This is a genomic window from Novipirellula artificiosorum (genome assembly GCF_007860135.1).
Taxonomy (GTDB): Bacteria; Planctomycetota; Planctomycetia; order Pirellulales; family Pirellulaceae; genus Novipirellula_A; species Novipirellula_A artificiosorum.
The window spans coordinates 1-25,318 of the sequence record NZ_SJPV01000008.1; the positions used below are offsets into that span (position 1 = coordinate 1).

General features: G+C 55.7%; 22 protein-coding genes. 9 read left to right on the forward strand and 13 right to left on the reverse strand.

What is annotated here, in order from left to right:
* The first annotated feature begins 550 nt into the window (after positions 1 to 550).
* The 3 genes from Poly41_RS20460 to Poly41_RS20470 all read left to right on the forward strand — a co-directional run bounded on the left by Poly41_RS20460 (position 551) and on the right by Poly41_RS20470 (position 3,846).
* Positions 551 to 2,521 (forward strand): type VI secretion system Vgr family protein, encoded by a 1,971-nt coding sequence (locus tag Poly41_RS20460; RefSeq protein ID WP_146528603.1) that lies wholly within the window; start codon positions 551 to 553, stop codon positions 2,519 to 2,521.
* A 68-nt stretch (positions 2,522 to 2,589) separates the two neighbouring features.
* Positions 2,590 to 3,552, forward strand: a complete 963-nt coding sequence (locus Poly41_RS20465) for an FHA domain-containing protein (protein ID WP_197231487.1) — start codon at positions 2,590 to 2,592, stop codon at positions 3,550 to 3,552.
* A 3-nt stretch (positions 3,553 to 3,555) separates the two neighbouring features.
* Positions 3,556 to 3,846, forward strand: coding sequence for a PAAR domain-containing protein (locus Poly41_RS20470; protein ID WP_146528605.1), 291 nt, complete (start codon positions 3,556 to 3,558; stop codon positions 3,844 to 3,846).
* 64 nt (positions 3,847 to 3,910) lie between these two features.
* Here the strand turns inward: Poly41_RS20470 and Poly41_RS20475 are convergent, their stop codons facing one another.
* Positions 3,911 to 4,126: a hypothetical protein gene (locus Poly41_RS20475; RefSeq protein ID WP_146528606.1), complete on the reverse strand. Its 216-nt coding sequence runs from the start codon at positions 4,124 to 4,126 to the stop codon at positions 3,911 to 3,913.
* A 555-nt stretch (positions 4,127 to 4,681) separates the two neighbouring features.
* Between Poly41_RS20475 and Poly41_RS20480 the strand changes: the two genes are divergently transcribed.
* The 3 genes from Poly41_RS20480 to Poly41_RS20490 all read left to right on the forward strand — a co-directional run bounded on the left by Poly41_RS20480 (position 4,682) and on the right by Poly41_RS20490 (position 7,410).
* Complete coding sequence (locus tag Poly41_RS20480; protein WP_146528607.1) at positions 4,682 to 5,062, forward strand: hypothetical protein; 381 nt, start codon at positions 4,682 to 4,684, stop codon at positions 5,060 to 5,062.
* A 420-nt stretch (positions 5,063 to 5,482) separates the two neighbouring features.
* Entirely contained in the window at positions 5,483 to 6,544 is a 1,062-nt protein-coding gene (locus tag Poly41_RS20485) for a hypothetical protein (protein WP_146528608.1), read from the forward strand.
* A gap of 257 nt (positions 6,545 to 6,801) precedes the next feature.
* Positions 6,802 to 7,410, forward strand: coding sequence for a hypothetical protein (locus Poly41_RS20490; protein WP_146528609.1), 609 nt, complete (start codon positions 6,802 to 6,804; stop codon positions 7,408 to 7,410).
* On the opposite strand, the gene Poly41_RS20495 is transcribed toward Poly41_RS20490, so the two are convergent.
* Together Poly41_RS20495 and Poly41_RS20500 are read right to left on the reverse strand one after the other, a co-directional pair.
* Positions 7,401 to 8,105: a hypothetical protein gene (locus Poly41_RS20495; RefSeq protein WP_146528610.1), complete on the reverse strand. Its 705-nt coding sequence runs from the start codon at positions 8,103 to 8,105 to the stop codon at positions 7,401 to 7,403. The two genes, Poly41_RS20490 and Poly41_RS20495, sit on opposite strands and share 10 nt — an antisense overlap.
* Entirely contained in the window at positions 8,093 to 8,431 is a 339-nt protein-coding gene (locus tag Poly41_RS20500) for a PadR family transcriptional regulator (RefSeq protein ID WP_146528611.1), read from the reverse strand. The genes Poly41_RS20495 and Poly41_RS20500 overlap by 13 nt, the downstream gene beginning before the upstream one ends.
* Before the next feature lie 382 nt (positions 8,432 to 8,813).
* Between Poly41_RS20500 and Poly41_RS20505 the strand changes: the two genes are divergently transcribed.
* On the forward strand, positions 8,814 to 9,146 hold the full coding sequence (locus Poly41_RS20505) for a hypothetical protein (protein WP_146528612.1): 333 nt from the start codon (positions 8,814 to 8,816) through the stop codon (positions 9,144 to 9,146).
* Positions 9,147 to 9,201: 55 nt separating this feature from the next.
* Here the strand turns inward: Poly41_RS20505 and Poly41_RS20510 are convergent, their stop codons facing one another.
* From Poly41_RS20510 to Poly41_RS20550, 9 genes are all read right to left on the reverse strand, one after another.
* Entirely contained in the window at positions 9,202 to 9,936 is a 735-nt protein-coding gene (locus Poly41_RS20510; RefSeq protein WP_146528613.1) for a sensor histidine kinase, read from the reverse strand.
* 5 nt (positions 9,937 to 9,941) lie between these two features.
* A complete protein-coding gene (locus tag Poly41_RS20515) occupies positions 9,942 to 10,307 on the reverse strand; it encodes an STAS domain-containing protein (protein ID WP_146528614.1) in 366 nt (121 codons plus the stop codon).
* A 136-nt stretch (positions 10,308 to 10,443) separates the two neighbouring features.
* Positions 10,444 to 11,190: a hypothetical protein gene (locus tag Poly41_RS20520; protein WP_146528615.1), complete on the reverse strand. Its 747-nt coding sequence runs from the start codon at positions 11,188 to 11,190 to the stop codon at positions 10,444 to 10,446.
* Complete coding sequence (locus tag Poly41_RS20525; protein WP_146528616.1) at positions 11,141 to 11,845, reverse strand: AAA family ATPase; 705 nt, start codon at positions 11,843 to 11,845, stop codon at positions 11,141 to 11,143. Before Poly41_RS20525 ends, Poly41_RS20520 begins: the two co-directional genes overlap by 50 nt.
* Entirely contained in the window at positions 11,842 to 12,390 is a 549-nt protein-coding gene (locus tag Poly41_RS20530) for a hypothetical protein (protein ID WP_146528617.1), read from the reverse strand. The genes Poly41_RS20525 and Poly41_RS20530 overlap by 4 nt, the downstream gene beginning before the upstream one ends.
* Positions 12,391 to 12,392: 2 nt before the next feature.
* Complete coding sequence (locus Poly41_RS20535; RefSeq protein ID WP_231615812.1) at positions 12,393 to 13,469, reverse strand: hypothetical protein; 1,077 nt, start codon at positions 13,467 to 13,469, stop codon at positions 12,393 to 12,395.
* A gap of 26 nt (positions 13,470 to 13,495) precedes the next feature.
* A complete protein-coding gene (locus Poly41_RS20540) occupies positions 13,496 to 13,765 on the reverse strand; it encodes a DNA-directed RNA polymerase subunit alpha C-terminal domain-containing protein (RefSeq protein WP_146528618.1) in 270 nt (89 codons plus the stop codon).
* Between the two features lie 185 nt (positions 13,766 to 13,950).
* Positions 13,951 to 15,105 (reverse strand): polysaccharide biosynthesis/export family protein, encoded by a 1,155-nt coding sequence (locus tag Poly41_RS20545; RefSeq protein ID WP_231615813.1) that lies wholly within the window; start codon positions 15,103 to 15,105, stop codon positions 13,951 to 13,953.
* Between the two features lie 84 nt (positions 15,106 to 15,189).
* On the reverse strand, positions 15,190 to 18,189 hold the full coding sequence (locus Poly41_RS20550) for a translocation/assembly module TamB domain-containing protein (RefSeq protein ID WP_146528619.1): 3,000 nt from the start codon (positions 18,187 to 18,189) through the stop codon (positions 15,190 to 15,192).
* Between the two features lie 476 nt (positions 18,190 to 18,665).
* Between Poly41_RS20550 and Poly41_RS20555 the strand changes: the two genes are divergently transcribed.
* Both Poly41_RS20555 and Poly41_RS20560 read left to right on the forward strand, forming a co-directional pair.
* A complete protein-coding gene (locus Poly41_RS20555) occupies positions 18,666 to 20,447 on the forward strand; it encodes a hypothetical protein (protein ID WP_146528620.1) in 1,782 nt (593 codons plus the stop codon).
* Positions 20,448 to 20,552: 105 nt separating this feature from the next.
* Positions 20,553 to 21,521 carry a class I SAM-dependent methyltransferase gene (locus Poly41_RS20560; protein WP_146528621.1) on the forward strand — a complete coding sequence of 323 codons (969 nt, stop codon included), beginning with the start codon at positions 20,553 to 20,555 and terminating at the stop codon, positions 21,519 to 21,521.
* 63 nt (positions 21,522 to 21,584) lie between these two features.
* Here Poly41_RS20560 and Poly41_RS20565 read toward each other — a convergent pair whose 3' ends face one another.
* Entirely contained in the window at positions 21,585 to 24,023 is a 2,439-nt protein-coding gene (locus tag Poly41_RS20565; RefSeq protein WP_146528622.1) for a tetratricopeptide repeat protein, read from the reverse strand.
* Positions 24,024 to 25,318: the final 1,295 nt, after the last annotated feature.

A 25,318-nucleotide genomic window follows, 5' to 3' on the forward strand; every position in this document is an offset into this window, starting at 1 on the left:
TCAGTGACCTTAGACGTTCATCAACCGACTGAGATTCTAAAACCGAAGCACTCATGCACCCCCAAATAGAGAATCCCGCCACTCACCGCCAGATCAACTCGCTCTCACCACAACTTCCGCGAATGCTTACGAGGTAAATCTTGTAAGTCTTTTTCAATCAATAACTTAAAAACCGGACGAACTCTGCGCGAGCAGGGGTGGGCGGATACCTATACACTGCAGCAGTCACAACTTAAAACCGTACGACCTCACTGGTCGGAGGTTGTCGTTTGTCGTCGCGTGCTGGCAAGTGAGCATTTCCGCCCGCTGTGTGCGTTATTGTTACACGTCTAGCTCTTCCGTTCGCTGTTCGTTCCGATCGACTTTGCAAATCGAAAGTGGTTTTGATGCCAGGTCGTGGATCGATAATTCCAATAGGGTCAAGCAGCGCAACTTGTACCGACTCAAAAGTGGATTGGAAGGGAACCAACGAGTCCACGTGAATTCCATCGCGGAACAATATTTGCGGATGTTCTTTCGAGAGTTTTGAACGCGAGCGGGAGAGACGTCGATGGCGCTATCGCAAAAACCTCGTTTTCTGAATTTATCAACGCCGCTGGGGGACGACGTCCTGTTTCTGACTTCGTTTTCTGGTAACGAGGAGATGTCTCGGCTGTTCACGTACCAGTTGCAGATGATCTCGGACGACAATTCGATTGCGGCCAAGGACATCGTTGGATCGAATGTGACGTTCAGTGTCGAGTTGGCCGATGGTTCCCGGCGACATTTTAACGGGTTCGTGAACCGTTTCATTGCAGGCGACGAGGATCGAGAGCACCGTCGTAACTACCGGGCCGAAGTGGTGCCGTGGCTTTGGTTCCTGACCCGCACGGCCGACTGTCGCATCTTTCAAAACAAAACGGTTCCCGAAATCATCGAGCAGATCTTGGGAGACCTCGGGTTCAGCGATTTTGAATTGCAGATTTCGCTTCAACACAAGAGCTGGGACTATTGCGTTCAGTTTCGTGAAACGGACTTCAACTTCATTTCGCGACTGATGGAACAGGAAGGCATCTTCTACTTTTTTAAGCATGCCGATGGTAAGCACACCCTGGTGATGACCGATCACAAAGGTGCCTACATCGATTGCCCTGAAAATCAGGTCGACCTACCCGGTGACTTCAGCGCGATCGCAGTCAAGGATCATCTCCACAGTTGGGAACATCACTACGAGTTTCGTCCCGGCAAATGGGCTCAGACCGACTTCGATTTCAAGAAGCCCAGTACCAGTTTGATGACGCACACGGACACGATCGTCGACCTGCCCGGCGTAGACAAGTACGAGGTTTACGACTATCCCGGTGAATATGTCGAGAGAAGCGATGGCGAAATGGAAACAAGACTCCGGATGGAGGAAGAGGAAGCCCACCATGACGTCGTGTACGGAACCAGTGGTTGCAAAACCTTTACAATCGGAGGCCGTTTTCGTGTTGGCAAGCACCACAACGAGGATGAAGAAGGGAAGTCCTACGTGATCACCGAGATCCGACATGTCGGGACGGAATCTCTTGGCTACGAGACGGGATCCAATTCGGCGGAAACGGACTACTCGAACTCTTTCGCCTGTATCCCGGATGCGGTCGTGTTCCGTCCCGAACGCCGTACCGCCAAACCGATGATTTCCGGTGTGCAGACGGCGATCGTGGTGGGTCCGTCAGGCGAGGAAATCTACACCGACGAATATGGGCGAGTGAAGGTGCAATTCCACTGGGACCGAGAAGGAAAGAACGACGAGAACAGCAGTTGCTGGATTCGCGTTGCGCAAAACTGGGCCGGAGAGAACTGGGGGGTGCTGTTCAATCCTCGCATTGGCCAAGAGGTGGTGGTCGACTTTATCCAAGGCGATCCTGACCGTCCGATTATCACCGGTCGTGTTTACAACGCCGAGCAGATGCCACCCTACGATTTGCCCAGCGAACAGACCAAGAGCACGATCAAAACACGCAGCTCCAAAGAAGGCAGTCCCGATAACTTCAACGAGATCCGATTTGAAGACAAGAAGGGCGAAGAGGAGTTATACATTCACGCTGAGAAAGACCGAAATACCATCGTCGAAAATAATGATACCCTCAACGTAGGCGTCGATCAGACGATTGAAATTGGCAACAACCAGAGCTTAAAGGTCGGTGGGCAAAACGCTCAAGAAGGAACGCAAACGATTGAGGTATTGAAGGACCAGATGACGACCATTTCAAGAGGAGATCGTAGTACGAAGGTCGAAATGGGAAACGATTTCCTTGAACTCAAAATGGGCGATTGCAAGGTCCTGATGGATTTGGGGAAATCGGAGACCGAGGCGATGCAGTCGATTGAGTTGAAGGTTGGCAGCAGCAGCGTCAAGGTCGATCAAATGGGGGTGGAAATCAAAGGGATGATGGTCAGTATTGAAGGAGACCTCATCACCGACATTAAGGGATTGGTCACGAAAGTCCAAGGAGAGGCCGTTCTGCAAGCAAAGGGTGGCGTCACGATGATCAATTGAAACGGATGAGGTGTTTTGACGAGACCGTCTCCGACAGGTGACATCACATGGAGCAACGAGAGAGTGACATGACGATTACACTAGAAGTCGTGAAGGGACCAGGAGCGGGCAGGAAGATCTTTCTGCAATCCGGTGGACAAACCACCGTCGGTCGTACCGACGAGGCTGACTACAGCTTCGCTAACAATGAAGAGATGTCGGGGCGTCACTTTGCGGTGGTTTGCCAATGGCCTCACTGGTTTTTGGATGATTTGGACAGCAGCAACGGGACGATGCTCAACGGCGAACGAATCACGCACGCCGAGCTAAAGCACGGCGACGAAGTTGCGGCGGGCCAGAACGTCTTTCATGTCATCCTCAGCGGGCAGGATAGCCGGATCCACACCACCATGGACGTGGAAGCGTCCTCGGAGGGTGAAGCTGCGATTGAGGTCTCTGACGCCAATTCGGAGCTCGAACCCATCATCGCGGTTCGCGATGAGCCAAGTGGGTTTGTCGCTGCGACAGCGAAACCGATCTGCGATCAGATGAAAGAACTGGACGAGGCCGCTGCGACATTGCTCCAGCCCGACCATTCACCGAAACAGTACCTCGAGGTACTCGAACAAAACGAGCAATTCACCGACGCCATCCGGTTTCTGGCCAACGCGTTGCCGAGACGCGATGCGGTCGCTTGGGCTGCCGATTGTATCGTCAAGGCAAACCAGGGCAAACTTGCTGACGCCGATGCGCGAGCCATGGAGGTGATCCAAGCTTGGGTGGCAGATCCCAGCGAAGCCAATCGGCGTGCAGCGCAAAGCGCGGCGGAGGCAGCGGAGCTCAAGACGCCTACGAGCTGGGCTGCAATGGGTGCGTTTTGGAGCGAGGGGAGCATGGGGCCACCGGAGGTACCGGCCATTCCGCCCGCCTCACACTTGACGGCGCACGCCGTTTCCAGTTCGGCGATCCTGGCCGCGGTCGAGAAAGAACCCGAGAAAGCGAGTGAGAAGTATCACGCGTTCATTCAGCTGGGAATCGAAAAAGGGAGTTAGGTGATGGGAATGCCAGCCGCACGCGTCGCGGACATGCATGTCTGCCCGATGGTTACGGGTGTGGTTCCACATGTCGGAGGGCCCATCCTGCCGCCAGGCGGAATTCCCGTGTTGATTGGCGGAATGCCTGCGGCTCGGGTGGGGGACATGGCCACTTGTGTCGGACCACCCGATGTCATTGTCTTGGGCTCCTTTACCGTTCTGATCTGCGGTCAACCAGCCGCGCGGCTCGGCGATCTGACCGCACATGGCGGAACGATTGTCATGGGCTACCCGACCGTCTTGATTGGTTGATGAAAGCGACGCGGGCAGGTCCATGGTCCTTCCGACTGGAAAGAAGCTGGCTCGCCGATGCCAGCTAAACCAAAAGAGCGGATTGATGCAGTTGATCAAGCACTTGATCAAGGATCGCCTTGCAAGCGGCGTTCACCTCGACCGAGCTGTTCCCTTCGACATTCGGGGCGAGCTTGCCTTCTTTCGCCAACTCAAAAACACATGCAACCAACTCCTGTTTCGTCTTGGTTCCATCGATCAATGGAACGATGGATCGGATCATCGGATCTGGGTTGAACATGATTGATCTTCCGAGTGTGCAGCGATTCAAGATGTCTTGGTTGCGTCTGGCAACCGGGTTGCGCGGACGATTGAAACACAGAGCCACAGAGGAACACAGAGCCGATTCTCCGTGCTGTCCTTGTGCCCTCCGTGTTCTCTGTGGTTTATCCTCTCTCCTTCGGACATTGGATAACGCGTCGGAGTGACCAGTCGCTAAGCCGTTTCGGTTATCGGTCGGGTCCCTGACTGCCTCCAGGTGGCCTGCTGCTGTAACCTTGGGGCGTTCCGCCAATGCTTGGAGGATGCGGTGAGGTTTGGTATGCTGCGGCTCGTGAAAACGAGCTCGGATTGGCCGAGTCAACGCAGGTACCAAGGACAGAACCCACGGGTGAACGCGTGCCGGAATCGGCCCCATGGCTCGCTTCGCTTGGCGACGTTTTCTCCCCACCGCGTTGCCCGAAATGTTCGGCCTCAAGGACCTCCGAATATTTTTCATACCCTCCGCTCAACCCGCTACCATCCGGAGATGCCCATGACACTACGACGCTTGGTGGTAGCTTTGGCGTTGTTTACGATGGCCATTGGCTTCCTAATGGCGATGGTAGTTGTACTGTGGTGGGAACGGCCTGCGGGCAGCACGCTCGTTAGAGCCGGGGGCGTGTTTTTTTTCGGCAACCTGACGGCTGCATCGACGTTAGCTGCTCTTTATGTCTTGGATACGCCGGCCGATCAAAAGGGCTTTGGCATTCGTAACCTCGCACCGGCGGGATGGGGCTTGGTGGCAGTCACTGGCAACGTAATGGCAGCTGCTGCCATTAAACCACCACCTGATTTCGAGCTGCTGTTTTTCTACCCCAGACTTGCAGCGTTTTTTTTTGGTCTGCCGGTCTTCCTGGTTGGTTGGTTCCTGCTTTCTCGCTTCGGTTTCCGGATTTGGCGAAACAACAAGAGTTGATCAACCTTTGTCCGTTTTTGCCGCCTGCTGCCCATCAGGATCGTCATTGTCGTCGAGCTACCCCAAGGGGTCGCGAGATTCCATGACAACCAGGTCAGCCTTTGCGTTCTTAAGGACGCTGGCGATGGGTTGCGGCTCGGTGGGCATCGTGAGAGAGCGTGTTTTACGAGTTTTGTTGTCAAAGAAGCGGCAGACGGAGTTGAATTTGCCGAGGTCAAGTGCGAGAATTTTTTATATATTTTCAGTCCTTGTGTGTGGTGGATGGCAAAAATGTGGCAGGCGGCCAGCCGCTGCTCCGATCACGGGTCCGAGTCGCCATTTTCATGACGAAAGACTCCCACCCATCAACCTCGGACTTACCTGGATTCTTTCGTCGTCATTTTCCTTGCCATCATTAATGCTTGTCGTCCGGAGACACAAATGGCAGACCGCTCCGATGTGCACGCTTGGAACTACGTCACACAAAGTGGTGCTCAAATAACCGTTCACTCTCCACGCTCTTCGTATGTGAAGATGGCCATGTGGGGAATGTTGGGAGCCTGTCTATGCTTACTTGCCTTGGCCTTGACCCTAATCTTATGGGCTGCAATGCAAATCGGTAAGGCAGAAGCGGATTCAGCCACGAACCCCACCGAGCAGCAAGGCGAAGTAGCTGGTGAGGCGGTTGTGTGCGTATTCGTGGGAATACTTGGGCTCTCGACCGCATACGCCGGTGTGGGCTGTTTCCGAATCGCACGTAGGAACATCGCAGAGTCCGCCGAAGCGGCATTTCGAGTCGGTCAACGTGCCCCCGTTGTCTATCTGCGTTCATTTGCGCAGGACAACATGAAACAGGAATTGCAAACAACAGATCAAATCCTCCACCCAGTTCAGGCCCGTGTCAGCGCCACCTATGAGGAGCGTTTCGCCAAGCACCTGCGTAAGATCGGTCCAATGGTCGCGATTGGTAAACCCGGTGAGAAACTTCCGCCAACCGGTGCAGCGCGAATGTACGTGGAAAACGCGCATTGGCAGGAGCTTGTTGTGGACTTGCTCCATAGGGCGCGCGTTGTCGTAATCCAAGCCGGAAGCACGCCGGGCATCCAGTGGGAATTCAGCACTGCCATCGAACGACTCGCACCCAGCCAATTGCTCGTTTTTTTGCCATCTCAACTCAGCCTTGCCAAGCACCCGAGGGCGGAAGCCTATCGTCAATTCCGCGATTGGGCGTCTCGCGATCTCCCAACAGAACTACCGGAAACAATCGATGATGCCGCCGTGATTCGGTTCTTAGACACTCCGCCTTGGCAACCCGAACCACTTTCGCGTCGAGGGATTCGCGTGCGGGAAGGGGCGATGGATCGCTGTCTGCGTCGATTAGTCCGTGATCGGTACTTGCGCCCTCGAGGTGGTGGTTTACTCCGACTCGTCATTTACGTTTTGCTGGGGCTACTTGCACTGTTTCTGATTGTAGGCATCATTGGCGCAATCTTCTTACCGTAGACGACTGACCGTCGCCGCCGGTTGGTCGTCACCGTTATCCGACTGAAAGCTGCACGCCGTTCTTCAGGGTAATGGGCTGTTCCACGACCGGCACACTCGGTTTGTTGAGCTTGCACAAAGCCACGAAGCAAAGCAAGTCGCCACCGAAACGGAGGAAGAATCAACTCGGAAGACTCGTTCGGAGAACGCGCGCCGAGCGAGCTGGCCGTTAACAACCCTTTCTCTCGCTCCCGGTGCGCGTAGCGTATGCCAAGCAAATGTTAGATCGTCGAATTTTCATCCTTACCCTGTTCGTGCTCGCGGGATGTTCTGGCCCCGAAGGAGATGCATTGACCGAGTCCTACATCCCACCCAACCTAAATTCGCTTGCAGAAGTTGATGTCGCGGACGTTGCATACAACGACCAACCCATTGTGATCGAAGGACTTGTTTCCCCGAGCAGCCAGGGTGCCTCGGTACGCGACGATGATGGGTTCGATGTGCACATGTTCTCGCTTGCGGCCTGGAAGGAATCGAATGGCTCAATCATCGAGGATGAGTTGCTGGTGCTTCATCCCGTTGCTCAAGATCATGACTGGGGGCCCGATTTTCCGGCGTTTTCCGTCCACCGGCTGAAGCTACTTTTATCGAAAGAGCGGAATCGATCTATCCTCATCTCATCGGAAACAATCGATTCTTCTCCGCAGTTCCAGAGTATTGCGCAGAAATTGCTACAGCCAATCGTTGTTGAAACCGAGCAACTTGGGGACCTGATTCTTGACCGCTCGCTGGATTGGTTTGATGATGGAGACCTATTCTGGGGACATGCGATCATGGTAAGCGGAGACGTTGAGAACGGACCTGACGACGCTGGGATTCATGGTTGACAGGACTTCGAGAACCGGCGAACCACGACCGGCACACTGGGCTTGCTGAGCTTGCACAAAGCCACCAGGCAAAACAAGTAGCCGCCGAAATGGAAGAAGAATCCGCCAAAACCGAGCCACGTTGCGGTGTCACCATACCACGCGGCGTCCGCGATCCGCTGCTGTGCCAACCGGCCCATGACGGTTGCGGTTGGTAGTACATAGAGGGCTAGCCCTGTGACAGCCGCCCATCTCCACGTAAAACGATTGTTGGTAGGATCGCGATTGACGAGTCCGCGGTAAGCGATCGCTAGTAGGCCAGCCCAGGCAACGGTCAGAACGGCGATCGATATCGGTCCGGCCATTGTTGCCTCCACTCCTGCGTACGCCATCCAAGCCCCCGTCATTGCAACCAATGCCGATACGCCGCTTCCGCAAAGCGTGAACAAGAGGAAACCGCCAAGCATCCACGCAAGGCGTGTTCGCCAAGCAGAAACTGGTTTGTTTTTTCCAAATTCAGATTCCAGGTCCGCAGTGATGCCCAGACGATACGCACCAACAGCAAACGCTTCGCGTTCGCTCAGGCCTGTTCCTTGAAGACGTTCGATCGACTCACGAAGATGCGATTCAACTTCCAGGATGCCATCGGCTTCAATGGAACTATCTGGGCGGAATGTCCGCTTCCAGTCATCAATCGCCTGTTCTAGCTCAAACATGTCTTCGCTCCCCAAAAAGATACAAGTGTTTCGTGCACCGCAAGCCATTGCGTCCGTTCTGCTTCGATCCCACGCGTCCCTGATTTGCTAAGCCGGTAGTACTTTCGCTTTCGCCCGTTTTCGCCAATCTTCCAAGATGAAAGGATGAGCTTTTCCTTCTCCATTCGATGCAAAACGGGGTACAACATTCCTTCGGACCACTCCAAATGGCCGTCGGACTGTTCACGCACTTGGTCAATGATCGCGTATCCATAACTCTCGCCCCTCGACAGTATCGCCAAGACCAAAGGTCTCGTTGATGCTGCGATGAGTTCTTTTGATGCCATCTGATCCTCCTCCAGTAAATGCCTAACACTACTAGGTAATGTAGCATCGTGTCGCTATGCTTGGCAACTGCCAGCGTCCCAAAAAAATGAAGGTCGTTGATCTTTCGCAGGTGATTTTCTTTCGCCCAACCGACATTGATCGCCTAGCAAAGCGATAACCAGATGACAACTAACACAAGCTCGCGAGTATCAGTGCCATGCATCGGAGAGGCGAAGTCGCGCTCGTCGAAAATAGAAAATCTCTCGTCGCCGCCCCGTGACCGCTAGCATTCGTCGTGTCAAGAATTGCGCAGTCGATGGTTTCGCGGTCGATCTTGAGACACAGAGCAGCAGAGAACCACAGAGGCAGCAGGCTGGTTTCTCGTTTTCCTCTGTGAGCACCGTGCCTCCGTGTTTTCGTTTTTCATCGGTCGCATGTGTGAGGTTCTTGGCGTTCGGTTACTTTTTTGAATCGCTCCGGTTTCCTGCGGCGGTGTTTGTGGTTGTCTCGGCCTACTTGACCAACTTGGCCTTTTATGAACCGCTAGGATTGGCCGCAATGATGGTGACCTTCCTTGAAGAGACAAGGGACATGGAGCCGGATCCGGTGTGGGACGAGCGTCTGACTGCGGCCAGCAGCAAGTTCACCGAACTCAAGGATCGGGCAGTCGAAAGCATGTCCGAGTGGAACGATCGAGGCAACCGCGATCAAAGTGGCGCTGATGAAAACCAATGACGTCGCGGCATCCCGTTTGTTAGGCTTGGCATGCTCTGATTCGGGACTCAACGCGTTACGAGACCTGCCCTCTTGGCTCCGCTTCTCGAGTCGCACAGGGCTCACCCGCTAGGTCGATCGTGAACTCGACGGTCGTCGGTCCTCCCGGTTTGGAATCGATCTTCACTGATCCGCCGATCAGATGGGATCGTGATTTCATCGTTCGAACTCCATAGCGGTCAGCCGGCACTTCGTCGGGGGCGAAGCCGACTCCATTGTCGGTGATGGCTAACGAAAACTCGTTTCCTCGTTTGGAAGCAGCGACCGTGATCTTGGTCGCTTTGCCATGTCGCAGTGCATTTCGGATCGCTTCGACCGAGATTCGGTAAGCGGTGGTGGCGACGGCCATTGGGAGTTGGGTCGATCGATGATCGATTTGCCAATCGATGGCTGGTCGCTGGCCCGATGGATCATCGATCACGCGGTCAATGGTGCCGCGCGCTGCATCGCTCCAAGAACTGCGGTCGAGTTCCACGGGGTAGGCGGCGTTTAGGATCTGCCGCCCTGTTTGCATCGCTTCGTCGATCCAATCGGCGACTTGGGCGAGTCGCTTGTGGTCGTGGAGCTCTTTTGATTCGGCGGGTAGATCCTTGGCAGCGGTGTCAAGCAGACGATGCAAACCGGCTGAGGCGGCGAACAGAAGCGGTAGGAGCGAGTCATGGATTTCGTGGCCGATCGCTGCACGCTCGGTCTCAATCAGCTGAGTCAGCTGATCAGAAAGGGCCGAAGGTGATCGAGACGACTCCCCCATCGAGATCAACCAAACCAGCCTTTCTTGTCAAAGCTCGCCATGGCCTTTTCCTCATTGTCCTGAATATCAAATAGCTTGTTCAGCTTGGTGATTTTAAAGACTTCCATCACATTTGGCGAAACCTCGCAGAATTTGAGGTTCACCCCTTGAGCTTTGCATCCTTTGTTCAACATCACCAGCTTGGTGATCATGGCCGACGACATAAATGAGACGCCACGGAAGACGAGTAACATCTTCTTATGAATCGCTTGCGGGATCATCTCTTGCAATTCGCGTCCTACTTGCTCGATTCGTTGTGAGTCCAGGATCTTGCTGTCTGTAAAACCGACCACAAGGATTTCATTGTTCGTTTGAGACGTGACAGCCGACATGGGGTGCTTTCAGGAGTTTCTTAGAAGGAATCAGCAGGGACCTGCCCCGCCCAGGGGGCACCATTAGGTTATCACCCCGATCCCCGAAAGGCAATTATCTTTACGGCGCCAAACGGAGGATCTGAGAAATCGGTCATCAGCCCAAATCAAAATGGTCAAGCTGATCGACGAGCGCATCGAGTGCGTCTGGAGGCTGTTGTGGCCGAGCTTCTTTCGGTTGCTGCTTCGATCCCTCGTTCGACGTTTCGCGATAACCGCCCGCTGGGCCTCCGTTGGTGTGGCGCAATGGTAGAACGGAGGCCGTTGTGTGTTGCGGTGGACTCGTACGTACAGTGATCGGCGGAGTGGAGCGATCCGTTTGGCTCGGTTCGGTGCGGCGCTCCCTTGCCGCGGTCGATTGCCCTTCCCGATCGGCGATCAGCGAAAAAGTACGAACCTGTTTTTCATTCAATAATTCCTGCATAGCGTTCCGAATGGCTTGCGGAGAGCCAAATTGTCGAAGGTCGAACGCATAGAGGCGGCGAGAGCGGTTTGCGGTTGGCTTAGCGGTTTGCTCGTCGTGGGGGTGCGGAAAGCGAGCACCGCGGAGGCCCAACTCGGCAAACGCTTCACATAGTGCGGACGGCGATTGCCAATCGAGAATGGCAACGTCCCCTTGAATCAACTCGAGCGACAAGTGGTCGGTGGAATCGGGCGCAATCTGTTCAGGACGCCCGATCAGCATCAGATCAATCCCAGCGGCTCCCAGCAGTTCGCCAACGATTCGGTCGACGGATTGCAAGCTGCTGCAGTTTTTGGACGCAGCGGGATCGGTTGGCTCGAAGTCCGCCGTGCTACTTGGAGGCGGTGATTGGACCATCACCACGGTGAGTCGAGTTGCCATATTGTCTCCGAAGGTGTTCCAAAATGTCGTAGCACTCGAACCAGCATTCACGTAGATTGGCTGCGGTGGTACTGGTTCGGGTTGCAAGGTGATTGCGGATCGTTTTCTTGACCTGGTCCGAGAGTCCGCTGAGACGTTGGTCGGTCAGTGCTTCCATCTGATCGGGTGACAGCGTCGTGTTACGGAGTGATTGAAAACCTTGAATCGGGCGGTGGCTGGTTGCCAAGACATGCACCGCTTTCGCTTGAGCATACCAGCGAACTCTTAGAACGTCGTACCAGGCTAATTGCTCCACGCCGTCGATAACCAATAAATCGCTCCTGCCCAAGTGTTTTAGCTCGCTGAAAACCAAGGCCCGGTTTGTGGACGCGTGGCGATAACGCGTCGAGTCACGTTGCCAAGGGGAGAGCGAGTGCAGTTGGACCTCGCGGACTTGACCGAACCGACGATTCAACAGTGGAGCCAACGACCGAATCAGGGTTGATTTTCCCGTGCCGTGTGGACCTTGAATCAGCGAGAAACGGTAGTTCGCGATCTGTTCGGCAAGTTGCAACAGTGCTTCGTCGCGATCCGAGCCGTTGAAGAATTGGTACGCGATCGCACCGGGGCGTACGAAGCGAGTGGCAAACGGATTCGACGCATCCGTTGCAATCATCCGCTCGACGGGTTGGATTTCGAATTCTTAAACGAGGCCCGTCGAATCATCCGCGTTCGATGAGCAAGTCCTGCCCGAACGGCCAATCGCCGCGGTTTCATTCCGAGGCTTTTCGACTTGTTGTATTCCGAAGTGACGCTGGCCAGCTTCGCGTTGTCGATGTCGTCGGATTGCATTTGAGCGACCTGACGACTTGAAACCAAATGAAGGGGATGTTCGCTAACGATTTCCCGTCCCCCTTCAAGGAACAGTCGCAGCCGGATGCACCAACAGATCCGAACCAAATGGCCGTGATAGCTGAGTGGCGTGCAGGGCAATTTGCAGGAAATGGATTGCGAGTCGGCAATCCCGGTTTGCCTGAGTTGGTCTTCGTCGAGCCGATGGAAATGATGGACGTGAAGGTCTTCGTCCCCTTTGCCCTCGGTGTGCCAAAGCACCGATAGTTCCAAGCCTTGCAGTTGGTCGATCGGCACGCGGCTGATTCGCCAATGCACCGTCAAACTTTCGCCTGCTTGATAGACACCATCGACCCTACACAGCGACACGCTCACCGCGGGCTGCGATTCAGCGGCACCCCGGGCGGATGAACGATGACGGGAAAACTTCGGCAGAACGATGGCCAAGGACGGGATTCTCCAGAAACGATGATCTTCCAGCGGATGGCATTGTGAGAACCGACAAAAGAATGCATGACGTTCTCAGGGAGATCAATGCCCAATTGTTGTTCCCAAGGGGTCTGTGGGTCAACCGCAACATCACGCGTATTGCAAATTACTTGGGTGAATGCTTCGTGTTTTTCGACCCGAACATCCGTCCCCTGGCGGTAAAAGGACTCTTCCTCACAACTTAAAACTATTTTGAATCTTCTTAGCCGCAAACGTCCCATTTGGCAAACATACACCCGGTAGGTCTCGCCCGGGATCAGCGGATGGTCGCTGATTTCGACGATCGTGGATCCCACGCCGGCAATTCGCCGAAGCTGCCCAAGGAACGAGCGAAACGACCAATAGCCAATGCCACCCAAGGGAAGGAGCAAGAAGGTTAAAATGTAGCGGGGGCGATCGTAATAAAAGCCCGCAACGACGACGGCCAACAAAACGAACCACACCGTGCTCCAAAGCAGTGCCAGCAGTGAGGGGCCGAGAATTCCACCTTCATCCGCGGTTTTCATCGCCAAGCGATAGGTCAACCGTTCCCCGGGACTGTCGGTCAGTGATCGACCTTGCGGGACACTTGGCAGTTTCGATTCACTGTCGGACCCTGGGCCAATGATCTCGATTCCCGGCGGACGGCTCAACAAGACCGAGCGATGCTCGTGGCTCGTCGAGATCGCGCTCAACCGATACAACAACCCGCCCGCCCCCGTGGCAATGGCCGCAATCGACAAAACCCCAAAAACCCAAAAACTCAATGAGCTCGAAAGGGTCTCGGACGAAACCTCGGGGGCACGCTCCGGTACGAACCAGGCGATCAGGACGATCGAGATGCCGAACACTCCAACCAGAAACAGCGAAGCGTAAAACAACGCTTCGCCTGCAATCCCACCAAGCGAATGACCGATTTGCCGTTTTCCCCGTTTCTTGGTCCACGGTTTGGGGATCCGAAGTCGAGGGAAGTGAGGCATGGATCAGCAGCTTTCCAGCACCGTGGCTAAACCGATGCGGTCTTGTGACCGGGGCGATAGAAACCGAGCGATTCGAGCGATGCGTAGACTTCCTCGAGCGTCTTCTCGCCAAAGTTACTGATGCCCAGCAACTTTCTCGGCGTTGCATTTAGCAAATCGCGAACCGTCAAGATTCCGGTTTCTTCCAAACAATTCGTCGTACGAACCGAAAGCCCCATTTCGGCAATACTCAAATCCAGTCGCTCGCGGCGAAGACGAGCTTCCTCTTCCGCATGGCTCAGTGGAATGCGTGTCATTGTCTACAACTCCCTTAATTCAACAATCGTGTCCCGTCGGAAAAGACTGGCTCGAAGTGAAGCCAGCGGTGTCTGCTGGGCGATGATGGTAGGCAATTGCGGTTCAATTGGCAAACGTTGGCGGAAAAAAACGCGAGCTTTTTTATTGGGTGATGCTAGCAAGAGAGAGAGGTGGCATCGCCTGGTTAGGGACGGGCGAACACGTTGGGCAGTTCCAAAGGTTCCGAGTTCAGCGCTTCCGGGAAATCCAACTGTCCATCCGCCGCAGCGGGGGGGTTGGATGCCGTCGAATCGCTGGCTTGACGCGTCCGGCCGAGTCGATCTTGATCCAAGATTGAATCTCGGGGCGTTGGCTCGGGAAGCCACTGCGACTCGAGGTTCCGCCCCGCATTCGGCGAGGCGGAAATCTCGCTCGCTGACGGTTCGGTCTCGATAAAGCCAAGGTCGCTGGCCAACGGATTGGCAGCGGCAAAGAACAAACCTGGGGTTACCGGAGCCAGGGTTGCAACCGCGTCGGGGCGGCAGCAGGCTCGTTGGCTGCGGCAGCATCGCTGGCAGGTTTCGTTCGACTGCCAAAACATCAGTTCGTCGAGACAAGATCGTGTCGAAACGAAGATCCGGTCCCCAGGTTGCAATTGGTAATTGGTCGTGGTGTCACCGAGTTGAGTGATCTCGCGGTAGCAAACCGGCAACGTCACGCGACACGAACAAGGCGTCGTGGGACGGGCGAGCAAGATCTTGCAGGGGGCCGCATCGCTGGTCAATCCACCGGCGGCTAAGATCCCGTCCAGAACGGTTTCAAAGCCCGATAGCGGATAGCTTCCGGGTGAATTGACTTCGCCAAGTACGTAGTAGTGGTGGACCGGTTCGAGCAACCGAATGTTGATCTGCGTTTCTTCTTCGGCGGAATCTGTAATCGTTCGTTCCACCAATTGCTCGGCTTCCTCGAGCGTCAATCCTGCGACGACACATCGGCCAAATCCGCCCAGATCAATGCTGCCGTCGGCCATCACATGTTGGTCGGCAGGCAAACGCACCTCGCTGCCCAAATGAACCGGTTCAACCAATAGCACATCGCCCGGTTCCAGGTAGTGCACTGGGATCACCGAGCGGTTTAGTTCTCGAGGCAATTCGGCCGCCGTCGGTGAACCATCGAGAACCCGTTCCGCTTGTTCGGTTAGAAAGCTGCCTTTGGGGTAGAGAGACAACCCCAGCGTGCTGCATCCAACAGCCGGAAGTAAGCAGATGCTGGTAGCGAGAAGAAGGATGCGATGGTTCAATACGTTCTCGCTCAAGGAAGTCAAAGCCGATTCAATCGTTTCATTGAGCGTTATCGTCACGCGTTGATGGGTTTTGTGGTAACAAATGGGGCGACATGCATTGTCGGCACGACCGGAAAGGTCTTCCTTTGTTTCGTAATCGATTCACTCCCATTCGGGTTCGATGCCACCCGCCAGGCTCAACCCGAGCAAATCTCGCAGGATATACCGAACGGCTTCGTCGCGAAGCGTTGCCAAGGGTTTGAGGCTCAGGCGAGGATTGGACACTGGACCGCGCGCATCGACGTAGATCGTCCGATTGCTGAGGAGTCGATTGATGCGAATCAACAAGGCCAAGGGGCTAACGAAATCCAGAGCGACAAGTTGCAAATACGCATCCGCCAATTGATTGGCTTCGAAGTTACCCGTCGAGATAACCGCGTCAACTTCCATCCGCCCGCTGGCGAGTTGTACAAAGCCGTCGGCCCAAACTCTCAGATGTGGGCTGGCCAATGCGAACTCCTTGATGCGCGCTCGGCCACCGCTGACCGTACCATTGAGCCGACCCTCGTCGATCCGAATGCCCGAGAGTGGAATGGCGCCGAGGAACCTCTGGGCATCGCGAAGCCCAGGGATCGCGGCTGCTTGACTGCCATCGAGTTCCGTTTCAAAGGAGCCGCGTAGATCGGAGAGTCCGGCAATGCTTTTTCCACCGAGAACGAGTGAGCCCCGAATTTGCCCCTGTGCCATGGTGGAGACGCCACCTCCGGCTTCCGCAATCAATTCATTGAAATCAACACGGTCAAACCCAAGCTCGGTTTGCATGTCGAAACGTCCTGGTCGATAGGCGGAATCAAACGTTGCTTTTCCTCGCACTCGACCGCGTGCAAGGGTGCCGTCGATGGATATCAATCCGACCTCCCAGCGGCCGCTGGGAACCGTGTAGGATGCAATGACTCCGCTGTGCACGTTCCCCAGCATCAGCCCCTTAAACGATGCGTCACTCGTTTGCACCGCACCCCGAGCTCGCAGTTGTTCGCCGCCGGTTACGCGAAGGTTACCCGATAGAGTGCCGTCGATCGATTCGGCCAACGACTTGGAGATCAACTGCATGGCCTGTGAGGCATCGATCGCGGCGACACGAAGTTCCAATCGTCCATTGCCAACGGGGCCTGCCTGCGATTTCCAATCCCAGCGACCGGTCGCTTCGATTCGTCCGCCAGCGTACGTTCCGGAAATACGATCGATCCAAACGATCTGGTCACGTAGCCGAGCCGATATCTCCAATCCGTTGGTCAGCTGCACCGGTCCTAACGCGACGTTGTCCAGACGCAGCTGCAGATCCGCTTCGACCTGCTCGGACGAAACGCTCTGTAGCGGCGCCGTGAGATTTGCCTCAGCGGTGAGGCGACCCTTGAGCCGATCGTACCGCGAATCGGGTAACACACTCGCCGGTAACACCTCGACGATTTGATCAAGCTGGATCGAGTTCGCGGAAACCCTCGCGTTGATGGGATTTCGCATCAGGTCTTGCCAGGTGGTCTTCTCCGTAATCGCCGCCGTCGTGATCACGGTCACATCGCCTCCGAATAAATCTCCTTCGGCAGAGAGCTGTAGTTTCTGGTCTCGATTGACAACCGACATTCGCAGGTCTCCGACTTCGGCCCCGCCAATCTTGATTGACGATACCGCAATCTCCAGCATGCCGTCTTGCTTCGCAGGCAGGTCCCATTGGCCGGCGGGAACGGTCCAACGAATCTCTCCTGATGAAATCCCCGTGATTGAAACCTTGGCGAGCGAGAGAAGATTGGCGTTGAAGACAGGCGATAATTCGCTCCATTGCAAATCGAGCTGATGGGTGCCTAAGGCAGCCAAGGCAAGCGTCGCCTTTCCAGTGACTTCGCCACCGAAGACGCACGCGGCAAGTTTCGACAGGGACCATTGCTGATCGCGAAGCGAATAGTCGGCCTCGATCGATTCGATCACGCGTTCCGGGACCTCCGCCGTGTTGGGTATGGTCGCCGGTTGCAAACGGAAATGCTGGTGGTCAAAGCTAAATTCATGTTCGAGCAAACCTAGGCTGACGCCGACGACCTCCAAGCGTGGCGAAGCAACACGCCCTGATGCATCCCACTGCCGCCGGGACAAGGTGCCACTTGCGCGAGCATCGATGTCGAGGGTTCCTTTGGCCAACCGATCCTGGTCGAAACCAAACAAGTTCGACAAAACCCCAAGCGGCAAATCGTTTGACCGGATCGCTGCGCTGAACCGCTGCTGCTCGTTCAATTCAACTTGGGCTCGCACGGTCGCCGTCAACTCGGCGACCTCAGGCGAAGTCAATTGCATGCGATCGGCCGTCAGTATCCCACGGTCCACGGAGATAGCCCCCGTCGAGAGGTTCAGAGGCATCGACCCGCCGCGCGAGAGACCGTTGATTTCCAGGTTCGCTGTGGTGGTCCAAGCAGCGATGTTTTGCAATTGATTGAGGGGTGCGCGAAAATGGAGGCTGCCCGTTGCCAAACCCGATAGTTGTTTTTGAGCGTCTGTTGACGCCAGCTGTGTTGGGGCAATTTGAACCTCGGATGAAGTGCGAGACGCAGCGAGAACCAGATCGTGAAGCGGAAGGATGGGGATCTCACTTGTGGTGATCGACACTTCGATCGATCCGAGCGGAGACAACTGCAAGTTGGCCTGGCCCGTGACTTCTCCCTTCGCGGTGATCGGGCGTTTGCTCGACCCGTCAACCAAGCGTCCTCGCAGGTTCTCGATCGACATCACCCCGTTGGACAAGTCGAGGGTTGACCGGAAATCGTCAATCACCAATTTTTCGAGACGCAGCTGGTCCGACCGGATCATGCCTTCGATCCGGTAGCTCTTTGCGTCGGTTAACGCGGTCCAAGGGACGGAGACCGTCAAGTCGACCGACACCTTGCCTTGCATCTCGATGGGAACACCGAGGCCCAGCCGATGGAGCCGCAGGTTCATCGTCTGGACGTCGACCTGGTCGAAATGCCATTCGGTCGTCCAATAACGGTTGTTTGCTTGAGCGGCCGCGATCGGCGTCGTGACCAGCGGAAGCACGACCCACCCAAGAACGATCGCAACCACCTTCGCTGGTGTCGATGTTGATAGCAAATGCTGCCAATGGGAGGGGGCCTTTGTCATGTTCGCTCGAATGGGAGAAAAGGGTCGATAAGATCTTCGATCGGAAGGAAAGCGAAAAGAAAGGATGGAAAAGTGGCGATTTCTCAAGCGAATAGGACAACCGCAGCGGTAAACTGAGGTTAGCGGGGCAAAAACGAGGCCATTTGCTCAGGATCCTTGGTGTTTTTGTTGGCACGCTTGTCAAAACGATAGCGTTTTTCGACTCAATAAGGGCGGAATTCTTGGCTTCGGGCTTGGGGGAAAAATGCTGCCAAGCTATACATAAGGACCAATGGCAGGTGCCGGTTGTAGGCACATCCGTTGATTCATTCCGTTGAGATGGCCTCGATTGAGCTGCAATTTGCCATCGAAAAAATCGTCGTGCGGGTCTCGCGCGGCCAGAAAGCGAAGCAACCAGGAGTTGGATTCCGTTTTGCTGGCCAGCTGCGTCCCCCACTCCCATCCAAACCACAAATCACACCCCTACAAAATCATTTATGAGATCAGATCATTGGAATTTCCTAGCCAATTTGCTAGGAACCCCAGGCGGACCCGCTCCCCGCGAAGAAAGCGAGCCGGCAAAAAGCGAACAGCGTGCGAAGGCCGAATCGGGTGACAAGCCAGAAACGAAGCAAGCGGACGATTCGAAGCCGGAAGACAATCGACGCGAAGACAAGAAATCCGCGAAGCGGGATGAACGCAAGCAGCCTGAAACGCTGACGAAAACGGAACCAGAACCCACCAGCGATGCGGTCGCCGAAGAAGCCGCCAGTGTCGATGATGTCATTGAAGCCCTGCAGTCGGTCACTCCGCCACAGGTGATTCCTGGATTTGGGCCGCCGAAGAAGACCGAAGCGGCAAAACCGACCGAGAGCCGCTCGGCAGGTCGAAGTCCGGCATCCGCACCCGTTCGCCGCGAAACGCCAGCCAAGGCTGAAGTCGCGCCCGTCGAGATGGCTGCAGACTCGGACAACGAGAACGACAACGATGAGCTGTCGCAAGCCTGGGGAGGTTTGGCGAGCCAATTGGGGATTCAGGAGGATCCCTCGTCATCGAGTCCGCCGCCAAAGCCTACCAAAGAGGCGTCGCGGGAGTCGCGGTCGCCAGAGAGTCGCAAGCCAAAACGAGAAGAGGACAACCGAACGCGAGCCCCTCGGCCGGCTGTTGGTTTCGGTACGGGGCTTGGGATCGATCTCGGGCCGGAACCGATCGACGAGAACCCTGCAGACGAAGTTGCCAGCAAAGAAAGTGTCAATAAGGAAGTTGACAGTAAAAAAGTGGTCAGTGATTTCGCAGCCGATCTTGCCGGTGCCGATCGTGACACGGATGAGCTTGGTTGGCAGCCTCCCCGTCCCCGTCGTGATTCGGCTCGCGAGGACTCGCCACGACGCAAAGAGCCATCGCGTCGCGAACGGTCGTCACGCGAACCTGCGGATGAAATCCTGGCGAAGCCCAAGGCGTTTGCAGACGATCGCGAAGCCGATGAGGATTCGACCGCAGAGAAGGGTGGGTCGGCACGACGTCGTGGACGCCGCCGTGGTGTCCGTCAACGGATGAGCGAAGACGCGATTGACAGTGGCGGCGACGATTCGGGGAAATCGCCCCGTGGTCGTTCGAGTTCCCGAACCGAACCGGCGCGATCGGAGCTATCGAGCCGGGATGCTGATGAGGATGCGCCTCGTCGTCGTTCACGCAAGTCGAGTTTTGTGACCGATCTTGACGATCAGGCCGATGATGAATTACCCGAAGATCTGTTCGGTGACGACCTCGATACAGAGGACGTCGATACGGACGACGTCGAGGTTAGCGGAGACAGCCGTGATGATCAGGAGGAAGAAGCACCTCGTTCTCGCTCCCGACGTCGTGGGCGCCGCGGTGGCCGCCGAAGCCGTGGTCGTGATAGCGAAACCAAGACCAGCGAAGAGTCAACCAGTCGTCGTGGGATGACAGAGTCGGACGATTTGGAGAGCACATCCGAGTTTGACGATGATCATGAAGACGACGAAGAAGTGGAAGTGATTCGTCGTGGTCGACGACGAGGTCGCCCGCAGCGAGATCAGGACTCGTCAACCGAGGACAATGCGGAACGCGAATCTCAGGGTCGCGGACGAGGGCGTGGACGACAGAGCGAAGCCGACAGCGACGACCCCGTAGCGCCGCGTCCCAATGTGCCCACATGGCTCGAAACGGTCACGTTGCTTGTCGATTCGAACGTGGAAAACCACAAGAAGACACCGGCTCGTGGCGGCGGTGGGCGAGGCCGCGGTAAACGCCGGTAAAGGCGATAGGCGGGCTAATTTGGTGTTTGGAGCGTTTGCGAAGGTGTGACGTTGGCTCACGCCGGCGTTTCGCTCCTCCTCATTCCTTTACCTGATCGATCCCTTATGTCGGCTCAAGACCAAACGCTCGACCAATACCACGAGCTGATGCAGATCAACGTGGTCTCGCATCTGCTCCGCAGCGCCCGCGAAACCGGCTTGTTGGACGAGCTAAAGAACGGGCAGCGGACCCTCGAGCAACTATGCGAATCGTTGTCACTGCTGGTTCAGCCAACATCACTGTTGCTCGATGCATTGATCGCGATTGGTATCGTTCAGAAATATGGTAACGATCATGCATTGTCTCCTGCGGCTCAGTTGCTGTGTAGCTATGACGTTGATTTAGGGGACGCTCGTTGGGGCCAACTGGCCGACCAAGTCCGCGGCCGTCGAAAGCGATCCGATGCCGATTCGATTCGCTATTTTGAACAGATCGCAGCGACCCAATGGATTCACACTCCCGCTGCGATTCAGGCGGCAGAGATCTTGAATCTGGGCGGAGAAGGCGAGGAGCTTGGGCTGAGCATTTTGGATCTCGGCTGTGGGTCAGCGGTTTGGAGTTGCGCGATGGTACATCGCGACGTGGAGGCGACGATCACGGCGGTGGACCTTCCCGGCCCACTGGCTGCTGCAATCAGCATGGCAGCGTCGATCGATGTCACCGATCGCTTTTCTGTGATCGAAAGTGACCCGTTGGAGGTCGATGGACTTGAACCGGTCTATGACATCGTGCTGCTAGCACAGCGGCTGTTTGGCTTGGGCGAAGAGGGGCAGATACGGTTGTTGGAAAAAGCGGTCTCGGCAATCCGGCCCGGTGGCCGGTTGGTCGTCATCGATCTGTTCCGAGGACCTACGAAGCCAAGCTTGGCGGAAAGTGTTGAGGCGTTGAAGCTGGAACTCGATACCCCTGCGGGCGGAATGAAGACGCTCAAGGAAGCCGAAGCGATGCTTGGCTCGGCGGGTTTGGGGCAAATTCAGTTTTCATTTCTTGTGGCAAGCCGCATTCATCTGGGGATGATGGTAGCAGTCCGGTAGCTACGTTTGCTGTTCCTTGCCAAACCATGATGCACGAAATCAATACGTCGGCAAGTCTCTCGCCTACAAGCGTTGCAGTTCGTTCAGTAGAAGCCGAGCGGAGCTGGCATTCTGCCGATCTCCTGTTTGCTGGGAAATCATCAGAGCCGTTTTCGATATCTCAAAGGCCTCGTGAACGAGTCCATTTTCGGCGAGGGCCTGAGCATGGACCAGCAGCGTGGATGGATCCTTGCCGCCGGTGAACTTGTAGGCCTGGGTCGACAACCGCAGCGCCTGTTTGGCATCCTCCGGCGTTATGTCGAGGGGGTTCAGCAGCGTAACGGCCAAACCCGCAAGCGCCGCGGACGACTCGGGGTCTCGCCTAAGGGCTTTGCGGTACAGGGTTTCGGCTTGATCGACCTTTTGTTCAAGCAAAAGAACGCGAGCCAACGCAACGTAGGGTGACGCAAATTCGGGGTCCAGTCGCGAGGCCTGGATCAGGTGTTCTTTACCCTCGTTGGTCTTTCCCATTTGGACGGAAAGGACGCCCAACGCGTGGTAAGCGGGAGCGCTATCAGGGACCGCCTTGATGGCGCTTCGATACGCTTCGGCGGCCTTTGAAAACTCGCCCGTTCTTTCGAGAATCGACCCGTGTAACACATGGGCCCGTCCATTATCGGGGTTGGCGTCAAGGATGATCGCGATTTGATCTTTCGCTTGCTGGATTTTGTTGAGTCGAAGGTACACGTCCCCCAGGCACAGCCGAGCTTCAGCGTATTCCGGGTTTTCCGCCAGCGCTCTTTCAAAAGCTTGAATCGCAAGTTCGTACTCTCCATCAAAAATGCATGATTTCCCCTCTTTCACCAGGGCGTATTCGTCAATGAAGTTCTGCGAGATCTGAGCGATGGCGTCGTCCGACGTATTGACGAACTCAGGGATGTTCGCGGCCATTTGGTCCGAAGTGAAATGGGACAGGACGACCGGAGGAGTGGTTCGGCCCGCTTCATCGAAATGCGTTAAGAACAATTGCGTGTAGGGCGAAAGCGTTTTCGACGAAAAAACCATCCACTTACCATTGGGCGACCAACTGTGCCAAGAATTCATTCGATTCGTATTGCAGTTCAGTCGTCGGGCCTCGCCGCCTTCGGCGGGAATCAGGAACAGCTCGCTATCCGGTTGCAGCAGCATAAAACTCTTTGCTTGACAAAAGACGATCCATTTGCCGTCAGGCGAGTACTTGGGAAAGTAGTTGCTCATCTCATTGTTGGAAGCGCCCAACAGCGGCTTCGGTGTGCCTCCCTTGCCATCATTGAAAGGAATTCGCCAAAGGTCGAACTGGAATTCCTCCTTGTGGTCGATGAAATCACGCACATCTTCCCGCTTGATCAGGCCATGTCCTTTCTTGGTTACCTTCAGTTCGCAAGATTCGTGCCGAGCAAAAACGATATGCTTGCCGTCTGGGCTCCAGGCCGGATTGCTTTGCACGAAGTTTGGGTCATCGGCGCCCGGCAAAGCATGGAACGTTTTGTTCTGAAGGTCATAAAACGCCAAAATTCCGCGGACGGGAAAAAAGAGTTGGCTAAATTCCAAGTCGTCCAAGGGCGCAAAGACCGAAGCATCCTTGACGGTGCTGATCACGTATCGACCATCGGGTGAAACCTGTGAAAGTAGCCCTAGCGTTTCCTCGTCCGCCTCGGGCTTGTAGTCGCTCCAGGTGATGATTTTGGGGTCATCGAAGGTCATCTCCTGCGACACGGGGCTCAGAACATAGGATCCCTTATCACTGCCGTAGTCCACGTCCATCCCTAGGGTCTTGCCGTCGCTTGAAAACGAATGGCAATTGCCGCATAGAGGCATCTTGTCCAACACGACCGGCGGCTGCTCGCAGTTGGCAATGGATCCGAATCGCCAGCGGATATGCGCGCCGGGATCTTTCACAGCCTCAGCAAACGGCAAGTTGACTTCTCGGTAGAAGATCGGTGCGCCAACTTCGTCACGGGACGTGCTGATCGAAACATGGTCTTCTGAAAGCGTGTTTTCCGGGTCCTTGCTGTCGATACCGTAGACGGCGACGTGTGCCTTCGCGTCAAGAGATCGCTGTTTGATTTCGTTCCAGGCATCTTCTGGCGGAGTCCATTCGCAGGTGTTGGCGGTGAATTGCATGGGGGCGCCATCGGCAAATTCAATCAGGATCTTCCAACGGTCAACCTGGTCCGTCTTGTCGCGCCAAACAAATCGTGTCGGGGCGATCTCCGCAGGAAACAGGCTGCCGTCGAAGGGGCATTGGATTTTCAGTGCCGGCGGTTGTGCCTTGCCAAGGGTGGTGGATGTTGCGGTTGGTTGCAGGGTCGCATCGATCGTCGGCGAGGAAGCAAACCACCAAGCCGATACGCCGCCAACCCCCGCCAAAAGCAGTCCGATCGCGACCAGCCAAATAATCGGGACAGACGAACGACTGGATTCTTCACGGGACGATTTTCGCTGTTTTTGAGTCTTGCGCTGCTTGGACCGTTTCGGACTCATCTCATTCTCGGCTCTTCTGGAAACCCTCTAGCGTAGTTGTCTCAGGCGTTGCGGGCCACCTCGGAATCCAAATGGCAAGGTAAGTGGAGTGACTTTGAAAATTCCGTTTCACCTGATGATCTGGCTCCCTTCTCCCCACCCGATTTTGAGGTCGTCCGGTTTTTAAGTTGTGACGAACACAGTGTTTCGGTATCCAACTACCCCTGCCCGCGCAGCGCTCGTTGTACCGCGCATCTCGGGTGCTGTCTAATACATCTGCGGGGTAGGTGACGAGATTTCGCTCTGGACTTTCGACAAACCGCTGCGAATGATTGCTGCCTTGCGGTTCGCGCTGGTGCTGCGAACATGGGCAAGCCTGTTGCACGGAGGTGCGGTTCATGGGTGCGGTGGCTCTCGGACTCCTCGGTCAAAAAACCGGCTCATCCGACGGAAGCGCGCGGAACCCAGACTCAAGGTTTTTTGGAGGTATGGCTCCGGTGTCCAATGATCTCTTAGAAAAGAGTCCCCGACGGTCGGTCGTCCGCCGGGAACCGGTAGCACCCTTGGCGCACCGTCGACCGGGATATCCCTTGTCAAGTTGCACCTCTGCAGAGCTCGACTCCGTTTCTCCCGGCAACTGCACGATAACAAGTGAAAATAGCTCCTGCCAGCAATGATGGGACACCGGAGAGATGCCTCGAAAACCTCCTGCGCACGCTTCCGCCGGATGAGCCAAAAAAATATCACCGGATTAGGAGGTCGTGCAGTTTTTAAGTTGTGACTGCTGAATTGTTTAGGTATCCAACCACCCCTGCCCGCGCAGCGGGAGGGGTCGAGCGCAGCGAGGGGGAGGGCCGGTATAGAAACCGTGCTGGAATTTCATGTTGTCATCGCAGCCCGTTTTCCCTCTCCCTCGCTTAGGCTCGACCTCTCCCAGAGGGAGAGGTAAATCTTGTAAGTCTTTTTCAATCAACAACTTAAAAACTGCACGACCTCTTAGGATGAGGGGGTGGCAGCAGCGTGATCGAGCCCAAGAGTCGGTCCGCAAACCGTGAGCAGATAACGCATTTCCCTGCGATCTGGCGATCGCGAGGGGAGCCAGAATCCATGAGCACGACTTGCGTAGGTACCGATGCCCCAGCGTGGACGGATCTAGCCTGAACGGCCTCCGTGGGTGGGAAGCCGCGCCCAAGGTGGGGTTCAACTGAATCGAGCTGATCGCCTTTGTTTGCTTCCTGTCTTGGTGGTTCGCTTCCCGCGATGGCGGTCATGTCGCCTCGCATGTTGGCCGAGGGGACGACTTCGCCCCAAATTCG

Coding starts and splice junctions, on each gene's coding strand:
- Poly41_RS20490 (WP_146528609.1), top strand. CDS start 6,802: ATGTTAGATCGTCGAATTTTCATCCTTACCCTGTTCGTGCTCGCGGGA.
- Poly41_RS20465 (WP_197231487.1), top strand. CDS start 2,590: ATGACGATTACACTAGAAGTCGTGAAGGGACCAGGAGCGGGCAGGAAG.
- Poly41_RS20525 (WP_146528616.1), bottom strand. CDS start 11,845: ATGATTGCAACGGATGCGTCGAATCCGTTTGCCACTCGCTTCGTACGC.
- Poly41_RS20515 (WP_146528614.1), bottom strand. CDS start 10,307: ATGTCGGCTGTCACGTCTCAAACGAACAATGAAATCCTTGTGGTCGGT.
- Poly41_RS20495 (WP_146528610.1), bottom strand. CDS start 8,105: ATGTTTGAGCTAGAACAGGCGATTGATGACTGGAAGCGGACATTCCGC.
- Poly41_RS20485 (WP_146528608.1), top strand. CDS start 5,483: ATGGCAGACCGCTCCGATGTGCACGCTTGGAACTACGTCACACAAAGT.
- Poly41_RS20510 (WP_146528613.1), bottom strand. CDS start 9,936: ATGGGGGAGTCGTCTCGATCACCTTCGGCCCTTTCTGATCAGCTGACT.
- Poly41_RS20460 (WP_146528603.1), top strand. CDS start 551: ATGGCGCTATCGCAAAAACCTCGTTTTCTGAATTTATCAACGCCGCTG.
- Poly41_RS20535 (WP_231615812.1), bottom strand. CDS start 13,469: ATGCCTCACTTCCCTCGACTTCGGATCCCCAAACCGTGGACCAAGAAA.
- Poly41_RS20565 (WP_146528622.1), bottom strand. CDS start 24,023: ATGAGTCCGAAACGGTCCAAGCAGCGCAAGACTCAAAAACAGCGAAAA.
- Poly41_RS20555 (WP_146528620.1), top strand. CDS start 18,666: ATGAGATCAGATCATTGGAATTTCCTAGCCAATTTGCTAGGAACCCCA.
- Poly41_RS20540 (WP_146528618.1), bottom strand. CDS start 13,765: ATGACACGCATTCCACTGAGCCATGCGGAAGAGGAAGCTCGTCTTCGC.
- Poly41_RS20475 (WP_146528606.1), bottom strand. CDS start 4,126: ATGTTCAACCCAGATCCGATGATCCGATCCATCGTTCCATTGATCGAT.
- Poly41_RS20470 (WP_146528605.1), top strand. CDS start 3,556: ATGGGAATGCCAGCCGCACGCGTCGCGGACATGCATGTCTGCCCGATG.
- Poly41_RS20560 (WP_146528621.1), top strand. CDS start 20,553: ATGTCGGCTCAAGACCAAACGCTCGACCAATACCACGAGCTGATGCAG.
- Poly41_RS20550 (WP_146528619.1), bottom strand. CDS start 18,189: ATGACAAAGGCCCCCTCCCATTGGCAGCATTTGCTATCAACATCGACA.
- Poly41_RS20520 (WP_146528615.1), bottom strand. CDS start 11,190: ATGGCAACTCGACTCACCGTGGTGATGGTCCAATCACCGCCTCCAAGT.
- Poly41_RS20500 (WP_146528611.1), bottom strand. CDS start 8,431: ATGGCATCAAAAGAACTCATCGCAGCATCAACGAGACCTTTGGTCTTG.
- Poly41_RS20480 (WP_146528607.1), top strand. CDS start 4,682: ATGGCCATTGGCTTCCTAATGGCGATGGTAGTTGTACTGTGGTGGGAA.